The sequence below is a fragment of the Pseudomonas sp. MS646 genome, from assembly GCF_036693845.1.
Lineage (GTDB): Bacteria > Pseudomonadota > Gammaproteobacteria > Pseudomonadales > Pseudomonadaceae > Aquipseudomonas > Aquipseudomonas chlororaphis_E.
In genome coordinates this window covers 5,763,311-5,776,905 of sequence record NZ_CP144763.1, presented here as the reverse complement: position 1 = coordinate 5,776,905, position 13,595 = coordinate 5,763,311, and the positions used below count along the sequence as shown (strand labels likewise).

Annotated in this window: 14 protein-coding genes; 11 read left to right on the top strand and 3 right to left on the bottom strand. The window is 65.6% G+C overall.

The window, feature by feature from the left end; translation table 11 throughout:
• The first annotated feature begins 24 nt into the window (after positions 1-24).
• The 9 genes from mdcA (at position 25) to madM (ending at position 7,297) form a co-directional block, all read left to right on the top strand.
• Positions 25-1,695: a malonate decarboxylase subunit alpha gene (gene mdcA / locus V3H56_RS25570; protein ID WP_042731364.1), complete on the top strand. Its 1,671-nt coding sequence runs from the start codon at positions 25-27 to the stop codon at positions 1,693-1,695.
• Entirely contained in the window at positions 1,695-2,570 is an 876-nt protein-coding gene (locus tag V3H56_RS25565) for a triphosphoribosyl-dephospho-CoA synthase (RefSeq protein WP_042731363.1), read from the top strand. Before mdcA ends, V3H56_RS25565 begins: the two co-directional genes overlap by 1 nt.
• Complete coding sequence (locus V3H56_RS25560; RefSeq protein ID WP_042731362.1) at positions 2,570-2,869, top strand: malonate decarboxylase subunit delta; 300 nt, start codon at positions 2,570-2,572, stop codon at positions 2,867-2,869. Before V3H56_RS25565 ends, V3H56_RS25560 begins: the two co-directional genes overlap by 1 nt.
• Positions 2,862-3,713 (top strand): biotin-independent malonate decarboxylase subunit beta, encoded by an 852-nt coding sequence (locus V3H56_RS25555; protein ID WP_042731361.1) that lies wholly within the window; start codon positions 2,862-2,864, stop codon positions 3,711-3,713. Before V3H56_RS25560 ends, V3H56_RS25555 begins: the two co-directional genes overlap by 8 nt.
• Entirely contained in the window at positions 3,710-4,513 is an 804-nt protein-coding gene (gene mdcE, locus V3H56_RS25550) for a biotin-independent malonate decarboxylase subunit gamma (protein WP_338474000.1), read from the top strand. Before V3H56_RS25555 ends, mdcE begins: the two co-directional genes overlap by 4 nt.
• Positions 4,507-5,130: a malonate decarboxylase holo-ACP synthase gene (locus V3H56_RS25545; RefSeq protein ID WP_053147225.1), complete on the top strand. Its 624-nt coding sequence runs from the start codon at positions 4,507-4,509 to the stop codon at positions 5,128-5,130. Before mdcE ends, V3H56_RS25545 begins: the two co-directional genes overlap by 7 nt.
• Positions 5,127-6,047 carry a malonate decarboxylase subunit epsilon gene (gene mdcH / locus V3H56_RS25540; protein WP_047735865.1) on the top strand — a complete coding sequence of 307 codons (921 nt, stop codon included), beginning with the start codon at positions 5,127-5,129 and terminating at the stop codon, positions 6,045-6,047. Before V3H56_RS25545 ends, mdcH begins: the two co-directional genes overlap by 4 nt.
• A gap of 67 nt (positions 6,048-6,114) precedes the next feature.
• Complete coding sequence (gene madL / locus V3H56_RS25535) at positions 6,115-6,531, top strand: malonate transporter subunit MadL (protein ID WP_338473999.1); 417 nt, start codon at positions 6,115-6,117, stop codon at positions 6,529-6,531.
• A 1-nt stretch (position 6,532) separates the two neighbouring features.
• Positions 6,533-7,297, top strand: a complete 765-nt coding sequence (madM, locus tag V3H56_RS25530) for a malonate transporter subunit MadM (protein WP_123579169.1) — start codon at positions 6,533-6,535, stop codon at positions 7,295-7,297.
• A gap of 136 nt (positions 7,298-7,433) precedes the next feature.
• Here the strand turns inward: madM and V3H56_RS25525 are convergent, their stop codons facing one another.
• A complete protein-coding gene (locus V3H56_RS25525; protein ID WP_042731356.1) occupies positions 7,434-8,348 on the bottom strand; it encodes a LysR substrate-binding domain-containing protein in 915 nt (304 codons plus the stop codon).
• A 145-nt stretch (positions 8,349-8,493) separates the two neighbouring features.
• Here V3H56_RS25525 and V3H56_RS25520 point away from each other — a divergent pair, with 145 nt between their 5' ends.
• On the top strand, positions 8,494-9,111 hold the full coding sequence (locus tag V3H56_RS25520; protein WP_338473998.1) for a hemolysin III family protein: 618 nt from the start codon (positions 8,494-8,496) through the stop codon (positions 9,109-9,111).
• A 132-nt stretch (positions 9,112-9,243) separates the two neighbouring features.
• Here V3H56_RS25520 and V3H56_RS25515 read toward each other — a convergent pair whose 3' ends face one another.
• Together V3H56_RS25515 and V3H56_RS25510 are read right to left on the bottom strand one after the other, a co-directional pair.
• Positions 9,244-9,963, bottom strand: coding sequence for a 16S rRNA (uracil(1498)-N(3))-methyltransferase (locus V3H56_RS25515; RefSeq protein ID WP_042731354.1), 720 nt, complete (start codon positions 9,961-9,963; stop codon positions 9,244-9,246).
• A 197-nt stretch (positions 9,964-10,160) separates the two neighbouring features.
• Positions 10,161-11,567 (bottom strand): adenosylmethionine--8-amino-7-oxononanoate transaminase, encoded by a 1,407-nt coding sequence (locus tag V3H56_RS25510; RefSeq protein ID WP_042729526.1) that lies wholly within the window; start codon positions 11,565-11,567, stop codon positions 10,161-10,163.
• 248 nt (positions 11,568-11,815) lie between these two features.
• Here V3H56_RS25510 and V3H56_RS25505 point away from each other — a divergent pair, with 248 nt between their 5' ends.
• Positions 11,816-13,576: a flavin monoamine oxidase family protein gene (locus V3H56_RS25505; protein WP_338473997.1), complete on the top strand. Its 1,761-nt coding sequence runs from the start codon at positions 11,816-11,818 to the stop codon at positions 13,574-13,576.
• Positions 13,577-13,595: the final 19 nt, after the last annotated feature.

The window sequence follows — 13,595 nt, the reverse complement described above, 5'->3', positions numbered from 1 at the left end:
CGACAGCGAACCCGTGGAGTGGTCATGACAACAACAATATCCCCCGACTCGCGCTGGACGCGGCGGCGCGGCGAAAAGCAGCGGCGTCTCGGGCTGGTGAAGGGGCTGGCCGACGGTGTGGTGTTGCCCACCGACAAGATCGTGGCGGCGCTGGAGGCGCTGGTCCTGCCAGGCGACCGTGTGGTGTTGGAGGGCAATAACCAGAAGCAGGCGGATTTCCTCGCGCGCGCCCTGGCCAAGGCCGATCCTTCGAAGCTGCACGACCTGCACATGATCATGCCCAGCGTCGGCCGGCCCGAGCACCTGGACCTGTTCGAACGCGGCATCGCCCGCAAGCTCGACTTTTCCTTCGCCGGCACCCAGAGCCTGCGCATCAGCCAGTTGCTCGAAGACGGGCTGCTGGAAGTCGGCGCGATCCACACCTACATCGAGCTTTACGCCCGGCTGGTGGTGGACCTGATTCCCAACGTGGTGCTCTCGGCCGGCTTCATGGCCGACCGCGCCGGCAACATCTACACCGGCCCGAGCACCGAAGACACCCCGGCGTTGATTGAACCGGCGGCGTTCAGCGATGGCATCGTCATCGTCCAGGTCAATCAGTTGGTAGACGACGTCAGCGACCTGCCGCGGGTGGATATCCCGGCGTCCTGGGTGGATTTCGTGGTGGTGGCCGACAAGCCGTTCTATATCGAGCCGCTGTTCACCCGCGACCCGCGTCACATCAAGCCGGTGCACGTCTTGATGGCGATGATGGCGATCCGTGGGATCTATGAGAAACACAACGTCCAGTCCCTCAACCACGGCATCGGCTTTAACACCGCGGCGATCGAGCTGATCTTGCCGACCTACGGCGAATCCCTCGGGCTCAAGGGCAAGATCTGCCGCAACTGGACCCTCAACCCGCACCCGACGTTGATCCCGGCCATTGAAAGCGGTTGGGTCGAAAGCGTGCATTGCTTTGGCACCGAGCTGGGGATGGAAAACTACATCGCCGCCCGGCCGGACGTGTTCTTCACCGGCCACGACGGCTCGCTGCGCTCCAACCGCATGATGTGCCAACTGGCCGGGCAATACGCGGTGGACCTGTTCATCGGCGCGACCCTGCAAGTGGACGGCGACGGCCATTCCTCCACCGTGACCCGAGGGCGACTGGCCGGCTTCGGCGGGGCACCGAATATGGGCCACGACCCGCGTGGTCGTCGACATGGCACGCCGGCCTGGCTCGACATGCGCCATGGCGACGGCGAGGCGCCATTGCTCGAACGTGGCAAGAAGCTGGTGGTGCAAATGGTCGAGACCTTCCAGGAAGGCGGCAAGCCCACCTTCGTCGACACCCTCGATGCGGTGGACGTGGCCAGGAAAGCCGGGATGCCCCTGGCGCCGATCATGATCTACGGCGACGACGTCACCCACCTGCTCACCGAGGAAGGCATCGCCTACCTGTACAAGGCCCGTTCCCTGGAAGAGCGCCAGGCCATGATCGCTGCCGTGGCCGGCGTCACCGCCATCGGCCTGCGGCACAACCCCAAGGACACCGCCCGCATGCGCCGCGAGGGCTTGATCGCCTTGCCCGAAGACCTCGGCATTCGCCGCACCGACGCCACCCGCCAATGGCTCGCCGCCAAGAGCGTGGCCGATCTGGTGGAGTGGTCCGGTGGCCTCTACAACCCGCCCGCCAAATTCAGGAGTTGGTAATGCTCGCATTCAACCTGCAACCGAAAACCCTGAGCCTGGCCGACCGACTGGCCGACCTGGCGGTGGACGCGCTGATCGACGAAGCGGACCTGTCGCCCAAACCGGCGCTGGTGGACCGACGTGGCAACGGCGCCCACACCGACCTGCACCTCGGCCTGATGCACGCCTCGGCGCTGGCCTTGTGGCCGGCTTTCAAGCAAATGGCTGAAGCAGCGATCGAGTTCGGTGAAATCGGCCTGCCGCTGCGCGAAGCCCTCGGGCGGATCGGACGGGAAGGGGAAGCGTCAATGCTTGCCACCACCGGTGGCGTGAACACCCATCGTGGCGCGATCTGGGCGCTGGGCCTGTTGGTGGCCGCGGCTGCGCTGGCACCTCAAGCCGCTACGGCCGGCGCGGTCACCTTGCGCGCCGCGCGCCTGGCGTTGCTAGACGATCGCTATGCGCCAAGGCCCCTCAGCCATGGCGCCCAAGTCGCCCAACGCTACGGCGCCCGCGGCGCCAGGGAAGAAGCGCAGCTTGGTTTTCCTTCGATCACGCAGCGGGCCCTGCCGCAACTCAGATGCAGCCGCGCCCAAGGGCACGGCGAACAGAACGCCCGGCTCGATGCCTTGCTGGCGATCATGACCCAACTGGCGGACACCTGCGTGCTGTACCGCGCCGGCGAGCCCGGTTTGCAGGCCATGCAGACTGGCGCCCAGGCGGTGCTGGACGCCGGCGGCAGCGCCAGCCTCGACGGTCGCCGCCGCTTGCACGGGCTGGACCAACAACTGATCGCCTTGAACGCCTCGCCCGGCGGTGCCGCCGACCTGCTCGCCGCCTGCCTGTTCGTCGACCGTATCGAATCGGGTGACGGCCTCATCCAGGGAGCTTTCTGATGCAAACCTTAATGTTTGAATTCCCCGCCGGGCAGCCGCCACGGGGGCGTGCCCTGGTGGGCTGTGTCGGCTCGGGCGACTTGGAAGTGCTGATCGAGCCGGGGCTGGCCGGCAAGCTGACCATCCAGGTGCAGACCTCGGTCAATGGCAGCGAACAACGCTGGCAACATCTGTTCGCCCGGATGTTCGACGGCCAGACGCCTCCCGCGCTGGCCATCGACATCCACGATTTCGGCGCCACCCCGGGGGTGGTACGCCTGCGCCTGGAACAAGGCTTCGAGGAGATCGGTCATGACTGACAGCGCAGCGTTGCTCAACAAGCACAGCTTCGTCGAACTCGGTGCCCGGCAGCGGGCGAAAGCCTTGCTCGATGCCGGTACGTTTCGCGAGTTGCTCGACCCGTTCCAGCGGGTCATGTCGCCCTGGTTGCTGCGCCAAGGCGTGGTGCCCCAGAGCGATGACGGGGTGGTGATCGCCAAGGGCTCGCTCGACGGCCTGCCGGTGGTGATCGCCGCCATTGAAGGGGCTTTCCAGGGCGGCAGCCTCGGCGAGGTCGGCGGGGCGAAGATTGCCGGTGCGCTGGAGTTGGCTGCCGAGGACAACCGTCGTGGCATTCCGACCCGCGCCGTGCTGCTGCTGGAAACCGGCGGCGTGCGCTTGCAGGAGGCGAACCTGGGCCTGGCGGCGATTGCCGAGATCCACTCGGCGATCGTCGACCTGCGCCAGTACCAGCCGGTGGTGGGCGTGGTGGCGGGCAGCGTCGGCTGCTTTGGCGGCATGTCCATCGCCGCCGGATTGTGCAGTTACCTGCTGGTGACCCAGGAGGCCCGGCTGGGCCTGAACGGCCCGCAGGTGATCGAGCAGGAGGCCGGGCTCGACGAGTACGACTCCCGCGACCGCCCCTTCATCTGGAGCCTGACCGGCGGCGAACAGCGTTTTGCCACCGGGCTGGTGGACCGCTACAGCGCCGATGATGTGACACAGATTCGCCAACAGGTCAGCCAGTTGCTGCACCTGGGCGTACCTGCCCAGCACCGCAGCGGCCAGGCCGGGCTGTTCCTGCAACGCCTGGCTCGCCTGGACACGCACGCGCAGATCGAACCGGCCGCGGTTCGCCAGTTGTATCAGGGAGAACGCCCATGAGTTCGTATTCATTGAGAGGCTTGCGTTGGTTCGAAGCCTTGAGCGGCGGTGCCGAGCCGCTGTCGGGATTGCCTGCTTCGGTGAAAGTCGTCGACACGACGCTGGGCGAACAGGCCGTGAGCCTGTTGGCGGTCGTGGCCGACCCCGACAACCATTTTCCCCGTGCGCGCAACGGCGAGGTCGGTTTGCTGGAGGGCTGGGGCCTGTCCAAGGCGGTGGACGACGCCATCGAGGCCGACCGCCAGGCGTCCGCCAAGCGGGCGCTGATCGCCATTGTCGATGTGCCCAGCCAGGCTTATGGGCGCCGGGAAGAAGCCCTGGGCATCCATCAGGCCCTGGCGGGGGCGGCGGACAGTTACGCCCGTGCCCGCCTGGCCGGGCACCCGGTGATCGGCCTGCTGGTGGGCAAGGCGATGTCCGGGGCGTTCCTGGCCCACGGCTATCAGGCGAACCGGTTGATTGCGCTGCGCGATCCGGGGGTGATGGTCCACGCCATGGGCAAGGCGTCGGCGGCGCGGGTGACCCTGCGCAGTGTCGAAGAACTGGAAGCACTGGCCGCCAGCGTGCCGCCGATGGCCTATGACATCGACAGCTTTGCCAGCCTGGGATTGCTCTGGGAAACCTTGTCGGTCGAGCAGATCGAACAGCCCTCGGTGACCGATCTGGCCCGGGTTGCCGACTGCCTGCAACAGGCGATCAAGCATGTCGGCGGGGCGCCTCGGGATTTGCGCAGTCGCCTTGGGGCGCCCCATCGCGCCGCTTCCAGCCATGTTCGCCAATTGCTGAGTGAGCAGTGGTGAGCACCTTCTTGGCCCACGACCTGCTCTGGGGGATGACCCCGGCGCAGTTGCCATTGGATGCACCCGCCTGGGCGAGCGAAGCCCTCGGTCTCGGGCACCCGGTGGTGGTACGACGGGCACTGAGCCCGGCGGGGTGGGTGGCGGTGGGCATTCGTGGTCGGGCCCGGGAACAACGTTATGCCACGTCGATGCCGTTGGCGGCGATCCTGCGCCGGGTTCGCCCGGAAGACCTGTGCCAGGCCCACTCCGCTCGCGACCTGCCGGCCCTGCGAGCGCTGTCCCGTCTGCGGCCGCTGCTCGATGCCTGCGGCTGGCGCTGGGGCATCAGCGGCAGCGCCGGGTTCGAGCTTGCCAGTGGGGTCGAGGCCCTGCATGCGCGCAGCGACCTGGACCTGATTCTGCGCACGCCACAACCGTTGGAACGCCAGCGGGCCAAGGCGTTGCTGGCGGACCTGGAGGACTCGGCGTGCGGGGTGGACATGCAGCTGCAAACGCCCTTCGGCGCCGTGGCGCTGCGGGAGTGGGCGGGGTCGTCGCGCCGGGTCCTGCTCAAGGATGACCACCAGGCCCGACTGGTGAGCAATCCCTGGCAGCCGGCGCTGGAGCAGGTGGCATGAGCAGCCTTTTGGTGTTTCCGGGCCAGGGCGCGCAGCGGGCAGGCATGCTCCACGGCCTGGCGCCGCAGTGGTTGGAACAGGCCAGCGAAGTGCTCGGTGAAGACGTGCTGCAACTGGACAGCGCCCAGGCGTTGCAATCGACCCGCGCCGTGCAGTTGTGCCTGTTGATCGCCGGCGTGGCGGCATCCCGTCGATTGCTGGAGCAGGCGCCGGCACCGGATTATGTGGCGGGGTTGTCCATCGGTGCCTATCCGGCGGCGGTGGTGGCGGGTGCGTTGGGCTTCGAGGATGCGCTGCGGCTGGTCAGCCTTCGGGGCGAGTTGATGCAGCAGGCGTACCCACAGGGCTATGGCATGACCGCCATCATCGGCCTGGACCTCGCCGCCGTGGAAGGCTTGCTGGCGCAAGTGCACAGCGACAGCACGCCGGTCTACCTGGCCAATATCAATGCCGATAACCAGGTGGTCATCGCCGGCAGCGACGAGGCCATGGCCACCGTCGCCAGGCACGCGCGCGGCCAGGGCGCCGGCAAGGCCTGTCGCCTGGCGGTGAGCGTGCCGTCCCATTGCCCGCTGCTGGAGACGCCGGCGCGAACGTTGGCCCAGGCATTTGCCGATGTACCGCTGCAAGCACCGGCCTTGGGTTACTTGAGCGGCAGCCGTGCCCGGCCGGTCATCGCGCCGCAGGCCTTGCGTGACGACCTGGCCTTCAACATGTGCCGTGTCGTCGATTGGCGCGGCACGGTGCAAAGTGCCTACGAGCGCGGTGTGCGGCTGCAGATCGAACTGCCACCCGGTGCGGTGCTGACCGGGCTGGCGCGCCGGGTGTTCGAGTCGGGCACGGTCATGGCCTATGACGGTGCCCGGCTCGATACGCTGCAGACGCTGCTCGCAGAGGAGGGACGCCGCCAACCCTAGACCACCGACTCAAGCTGGCGAAGCACAAAAACAACAACTTCGACGATGCATTTTGAGGACTACAACAATGATTATCTACGGTGTGGCGCTGTTGGCGATCTGTACGCTGACAGGGGTGATCCTGGGCGACCTGCTCGGGGTTCTGCTGGGTGTCAAATCCAATGTTGGCGGGGTCGGCATTGCGATGATCCTGCTGATCTGCGCGCGGCTCTGGATGCAAAAACGCGGCGGCATGACCAAGGATTGCGAGATGGGCGTGGCCTTCTGGGGCGCCATGTACATTCCGGTGGTGGTCGCGATGGCCGCGCAACAGAACGTCGTCACGGCCCTGCACGGCGGCCCGGTGGCAGTGCTGGCAGCCATTGGTTCGGTGGTGCTGTGCGGCTGCACCATTGCGCTCATCAGCCGAACCCACAGAGGCGAACCGCTGCCCGATGAGCCGGCTGACATCGCGCCGCTCGGCACGCCGGCAGGAGGTCGCTGATATGTGGGATCTCATCGAGAAAGGCCTGGAGCATAACGGTCTGATCACCGCGTTCGCGTTCGTGGGCGTGATCATGTGGGTATCGGTGGTGCTGTCCAAGCGCCTGACCTTCGGGCGGGTCCATGGCTCGGCGATCGCCATCGTCATCGGCCTGATCCTGGCCTGGGTGGGCGGGACCATGACCGGTGGCCAGAAAGGCCTGGCGGACCTGTCCCTGTTTTCCGGCATTGGCCTGATGGGCGGCGCTATGCTGCGTGACTTCGCCATCGTCGCCACGGCGTTCGAAGTGCAGGCCACCGAAGCGAAGAAGGCCGGGATGATTGGCGTGGTCGCGCTGTTGCTGGGCACGATCCTGCCATTCATCGTGGGCGCGAGCATCGCCTGGCTGTTCGGCTACCGCGACGCGGTGAGCATGACCACTATCGGCGCAGGGGCGGTGACGTACATCGTCGGCCCGGTGACCGGCGCGGCGATTGGCGCTACGTCGGACGTGATGGCGTTGTCGATTGCCACCGGCCTGATCAAGGCGATCATTGTGATGGTCTGTACGCCCGTGGCGGCGCGCTGGATGGGCCTGGACAACCCGCGTTCGGCCATGGTCTTCGGCGGCCTGGCCGGGACGGTGAGCGGCGTGACGGCGGGCCTGGCCGCGACGGACCGGCGGCTGGTGCCCTATGGCGCGTTGACCGCGACGTTCCACACCGGGCTGGGTTGCCTGCTGGGGCCTTCGCTGTTGTATTTCATCGTTCGCGGGATTGTTGGTTAACTCCGGACCGGCTTTGAATGGGCCGACGCCATCGCGAGCAAGCTCGCTCCCACAGTTGATTGAGGTGAATCTGGACTCAGGGTGCACCAGAAACCCTGTGGGAGCGAGCTTGCTCGCGATGGAAGCGACGCAGCTCTCAACCCTGGCGATTGGCGTACATCCGGCACTCGGCGAGCAACGCCAGCAGGTTCGGGTCGCGCTCCTTGGCCTTGAGGAACACCACGCCGATGTGCTGTTGCAATCGGTACTTGTCCTGCAACGGGATGAGTTTCACCCGGTTCTCGTACACCGCCGCGATCCTGCCTGGCAGCAACGCATAGCCCACGCCCGAGCTGACCATGCTCAGCAGGGTAAAGATGTCGTTGACCTGCATCGCCACCTTCGGCTCGAACCCCGCCTGCCTGAACACCCGGATGCCGTCCTGGTGCGTGGCAAACCCCTGGGTCAGGGTGATGAACGTCTCGTCGCGGACCTCGGCCAGGTCGACCTCACTGCGCTGGGCGAACGGTGAGTCGGCCGGCGTGGCGAGGAAAATGTCATCGGAGAACAGCGCGATGTGCTCGCAGTCCGGGTCGTTGACGCTGTCGTCCAGCGAGACCAGGATCGCGTCCACTTCCATGTTCTTGAGCTTGTACAGCAGGTCGATGTTGGAGCCCATGATCAGGTCGATGTTGAGTTCGCTGCGGCGGATCTTCAGGCCCATGATCAGTTGCGGGACGGTCTTGACCGTCAGTGAGTAGAGCGAGCCGAGCTTGAAACGCTCAGCGGAGAACCCGGCGGCCTCACGGGTCAGGCGCACGCTTTCGACCACGTCCTGAATCAGCTTCTGGGCCCGTTCCTCCAGCACGTAGGCGCTTTCCAGCGGCGTGAGGTTGCGACCTTCGTGCTTGAACAGCGGGCAACGCAGGGCGCTCTCCAGCGAGTGAATGGCCCGGTGCACACTGACGTTGCTGGTCTGCAACTCAACCGCCGCCCGCGCCAGGTTGCCGGTGCGCATGAACGCCAGGAACACCTCGAGTTTCTTCAGGGTCAATTCTTCGTCGATCAGCATGGGGCGGGCTCTTATTCGTGTCATCCGATTGTGCCTCAATCGATCTGATGCCACGGAGTGTTCTTCGCCAAGAAGCAAACCATTGCACTTTTGCGCCACAGGGCTGAGCCTTGGCGCCTGTTTCATCATGGAGGGTCAGAAATCGATGTATCACGGGGAACGACTCAACGCATGGACCCACCTGGTCGGGGCCGTTGCGGCCTTTATCGGTGGTGTGTGGCTGGTGGTGATTGCCGCGCTGACCGGCGATCCCTGGAAGATCGTCAGCGTGGCGATCTACGGGTTTACCCTGCTGGTGCTGTACAGCGCCTCGACGGTCTATCACAGCGTGCGCGGGCGCCGAAAAGAGATCATGCAGAAGGTCGATCATTTTTCGATCTACCTGCTGATCGCCGGCAGCTACACGCCGTTCTGCCTGGTGACCTTGCGCGGGCCGTGGGGCTGGAGCCTGTTCGGGATCGTCTGGGGGCTGGCGCTGATCGGGATCCTGCAGGAGATCAAGCCGCGGTCCGAGGCGCGGATCCTGTCGATCGTGATCTACGCCGTGATGGGCTGGATCGTGCTGGTGGCGGTCAAGCCGCTGCTGGCGGCCCTGGGCAGCACCGGTTTCGCCTGGCTGGCCTCGGGCGGCGTGTTGTACACCGTGGGCATCATTTTCTTCGCCCTCGATAAACGCCTGCGCCATGCCCATGGCATCTGGCACCTGTTCGTGATCGCCGGCAGCCTGCTGCACTTCGTGGCGATTCTGCGTTATGTACTCTGACAAACACCGCCGAACCCGTGTGGGAGCGGGCTTGCCCGCGAAAGCGGTGGGTCAGCCAACATCGATGTCACTGACCCATGGCATTCGCGAGCAAGCCCGCTCCCACACGGGTTCCTCAGTGGCCGCAGGCGGTTAGAAATCCCCCCACAACTGCTGCGCCACCGCCAGCGCCACCACCGGCGCGGTTTCGGTGCGTAGCACGCGAGGGCCGAGGCGGGCGGCGTGGTAGCCGGCGGCCTTGGCCTGTTCGACTTCGCCCTCGGACAACCCGCCTTCGGGGCCGATCAGGAAGGCCAGCGTCGATGGCCTGGCATGGCTGACCAGTGGCTCGGCCACCGGGTGCAGCACCAGTTTCAGTTCGGCCTCGGTCTGCTTCAGCCAATCGGCCAGCAGCAATGGCGCATGGATCACCGGCACGGTCGAACGGCCGCATTGCTCGCAGGCGCTGATCGCCACCTGGCGCCAGTGCAGCAGGCGTTTGTCGGCGCGTTCGTCCTTGAGGCGCACTTCGCAGCGTTCGCTGAATATCGGCGTGATCTCGCTGACGCCCAGTTCCGTGGCTTTCTGGATGGCCCAGTCCATGCGCTCGCCCCGGGACAAGCCCTGGCCGAGGTGAATGCGCAACGGTGATTCAGGCTGCCCGGCGAACTGCTCGTCCAGTTGCACCCGCACGCGCTTCTTGCCGACTTCGGCCAGGCTACCGCGAAACTCCTGGCCCGAGCCGTCGAACACCTGCACCGCATCCCCCTCGGCCATGCGCAGCACCCGGCCGATGTAATGCGCCTGGGCCTCGGGCAGCTCGTGGTCGCCGAGGCTCAGGGGGGTGTCGATGAAGAAGCGGGACAGTCTCATGTTGAATCTCTGAAAAAGTTAACGGTGCGATGCGGTTTCTGTGGCGAGGGGATTTATCCCCGTTGGGCTGCGTGAAGCAGCCCTAAGGCGGATCCCGGTGGGTTTCAGGCAAAACGCGTTGGACGCATCTGGGGCTGCTGCGCAGCCCAGCGGGGATAAATCCCCTCGCCACACAGAGTTTCAACATAGCCCAGCGTTTAGCCCGGATCCCGGAAGCCCGGATGAAAGTCCTTCGGCACCGCCACGCTGACCGTGTCTCGGGTGGCAATGTCGATGCCTTCGCTGGCCACTTCGGCCAGGAAGTCGATCTGCTCCGGGGTGATGACGTACGGCGGCAGGAAATACACCACGCTCCCCAGCGGACGCAACAACGCCCCGCGCTCCAAGGCATGCTGGAACACCTTCAGGCCACGCCGTTCCTGCCAGGGGTAGGCGGTCTTGCTCGCCTTGTCCTTGACCATCTCGATGGCCAATACCATGCCGGTCTGGCGCACTTCGGCGACGTTGGGGTGATCGACCAGGTGCGCGGTGGCGCTGGCCATGCGCTGGGCCAGGGCCCGGTTGTTGTCGATGACCTGGTCTTGCTCGAAGATATCCAGCGTCGCCAGGGCCGCCGCGCAGGCCAGTGGATTACCCGTGTAGCTGTGGGAATGCAGGAAGGCCCGCAGGGTCGGGTAGTCGTCGTAGAAGGCGCTGTAGACCTCGTCGGTGGTCAGGCAGGCCGCCAGCGGCAGGTAGCCACCGGTCAGGGCCTTGGACAGGCACAGGAAGTCCGGCGTGATGCCGGCCTGCTCACAGGCGAACATCGTGCCGGTGCGCCCGAAACCGACGGCGATTTCGTCGTGGATCAGGTGCACGCCGTAGCGATCGCAGGCTTCGCGCAGCAGTTTCAGGTACACCGGGTGATACATGCGCATGCCGCCGGCGCCCTGGATCAGCGGCTCGACGATCACCGCCGCGACCGTATCGTGATGTTCGGCGAGGGTCTGCTCCATGGCGGCGAACATCGTGCGCGAATGCGCTTCCCAGCTCACCCCCTCGGGCCGGTGGTAGCAATCGGGGCTCGGCACCTTGAGGGTGTCGAGCAGCAGCGCCTTGTAGGTTTCGGTGAACAGCGGCACGTCGCCCACCGACATCGCCGCGATGGTTTCGCCGTGATAGCTGTTGCTCAGGGTGACGAAGCGCTTTTTGTCCGACCGGCCGCGGTTGACCCAGTAATGGAAGCTCATCTTCATCGCCACTTCGATGCAGGACGAGCCGTTATCGGCGTAGAAGCACCGCGTCAGGCCTTCAGGCGTGAGCTTGACCAGGCGCTCGGACAGTTCGATCACCGGCTGGTGGCTGAAGCCGGCGAGGATCACGTGCTCCAGTTGATCGACCTGATCCTTGATCCGCTGGTTGATGCGCGGGTTGGCGTGGCCGAACACGTTGACCCACCAGGAGCTGACGGCATCGAGGTAGCGCTTGCCCTCGAAGTCTTCCAGCCACACGCCTTCACCGCGCTTGATCGGGATCAGCGGCAGCTGTTCGTGGTCTTTCATCTGGGTGCAGGGATGCCACAGCACGGCGAGGTCGCGTTGCATCCACTGGTCATTCAGGCCCATTTACAGTCTCCTCGGTGCGGCTCGCGGCGGGCGCGGGCAAAACAATCGCGCAAGCCTATGCAATGGTGGCCGCGCGGACAACCCATTGTGTCATTCCCGCTACTTTGGCCGAGGCGATAGACGTCGCTGGCGGCGTTTTGATGGCTGACGTATTCTTCGCCGTTCCCTGAGCCGACTGGCTCGCAAGACCGAGAGCCGTCTGGCTCGAACAACTGAAATTTCCTACGTTTTAATCCGGAGTTCGCTGAATGTCTGCTGGTTGGCTGCGCGCCTGTGCGCTGGTGATGATAGGGCTGTTCAGCGTTTCGGCGCTGGCCAAGGACAAACAACCGACGGCCATCGTCGTCGGTGGCGGCCTGGCGGGGCTGACGGCGGCCTATGAGCTGCAGAACAAGGGTTGGGCCGTGACGCTGCTGGAGGCCAAGCAGGACCTGGGCGGCCGTTCGGGCATGGCCACCAGTGAATGGATCGGCAATGACAAGACCCAGCCGGTGCTGAACAAATACGTCTCGACTTTCAAGCTGAGCACCACGCCGGCCCCGGAGTTCGTGCGCACCCCCAGCTACCTGATCGACGGCACCTACTTCACGGCCGCGGACCTGGCGACCAAGCAGCCGGCCACCGCCGAAGCCCTGAAGCGCTACGAAACCACCCTGGACGACCTGGCGCGCTCCATCGAGGACCCGCAGAACCCGGCCGCCACCAGCACGTTGCACGCCCTGGACCAGATCACCGTGTCCAATTGGCTCGACCGCCTGCAACTGCCCGCCACCGCGCGGCAACTGGTGAACCAGGAAATCCGTACCCGTTATGACGAACCTTCGCGCCTGTCGCTGCTGTATTTCGCACAGCAGAACCGCGTTTACCGGGGTGTGTCCGACCGCGACCTGCGGGCTTCGCGCCTGCTCGGTGGCAGCCCGGTCCTGGCCCAGGCGTTCGTCAAGCAACTGAAGACCATCAAGACCAACTCGCCGGTATCGGCGATTTCCCAGGACAAGGACGGCGTGACCGTCAAGGTCGGCAGCGTCGGCTACCAGGCCGACTACGTGGTGTTGGCCGTGCCCCTGCGGGCGCTGAACAAGATCCAGCTGACCCCGGCCCTCGACGCCCAGCACCAGGGCGCGATCAAAGGCACCAACTACGGTTGGCGCGACCAGATCATGCTCAAGTTCAAGACCCCGGTGTGGGACAGCAAGGCGCGCATGTCCGGCGAGATCTACAGCAACACCGGCCTGGGCATGATGTGGATCGAGCCGGCCTTGAAGGGCGGCGCCAACGTGGTCATCAACCTGTCTGGCGACAACGCCCGGGTGATGCAGGCCTTCGGCGACAAGCAGATGGTCGACCAGGTGCTCATTCGCCTGCACGCGTTCTACCCACAGGCCCGTGGCGCGTTCACCGGCTATGAAATCCGTCGCTACAGCACCGACCCGTCCATGGGCGGCGCCTACCTGGCCTTTGGCCCGGGCCAGATCAGCAAGTACTGGCGTCTGTGGGAAAAACCGTTGCAACGCGTAGCCTTTGCCGGCGAGCACACCGACACCTTGTACCCAGGCACCCTCGAAGGTGCGCTGCGCAGCGGTCAACGGGCGGCCAGCCAGGTGGAAGACCTGGCAGCGGGCAAGTCGTTCGAGCCGGCCAAGGTAGCTCCGGTCGCAGCCGCAGCCGCGGGCGCCGTGGCGGCGAAGAAGGGCAACTTCTTCACCAACCTGTTCGGTGGTTCGGACGACGAGAAGAAGCCAGAGCCGGTCAAGGCACCGGAACCGGTAGCGCCACCCGCCCCGGCGCCTGCTCCCGCGCCGGCGCCGGCCCCGGCTCCGGTGGAAGCGCCGAAACCTGCGGTCCCGGCCAAGGTTGAACCGGCGAAGAAGGCCGCCGCCAAGCCGGCTGCCAAGAAGCCTGCGGCGAAAACGCCGGCGAAAAAAGCGCCGGAGAAGAAATCCGCACCGGCAAAAAAACCGGCGGCCAAGCCGGCCACGGCCACACCGGCTGAGACCAAGGCTCAGTAACGACTCGGGGTGAACCAAA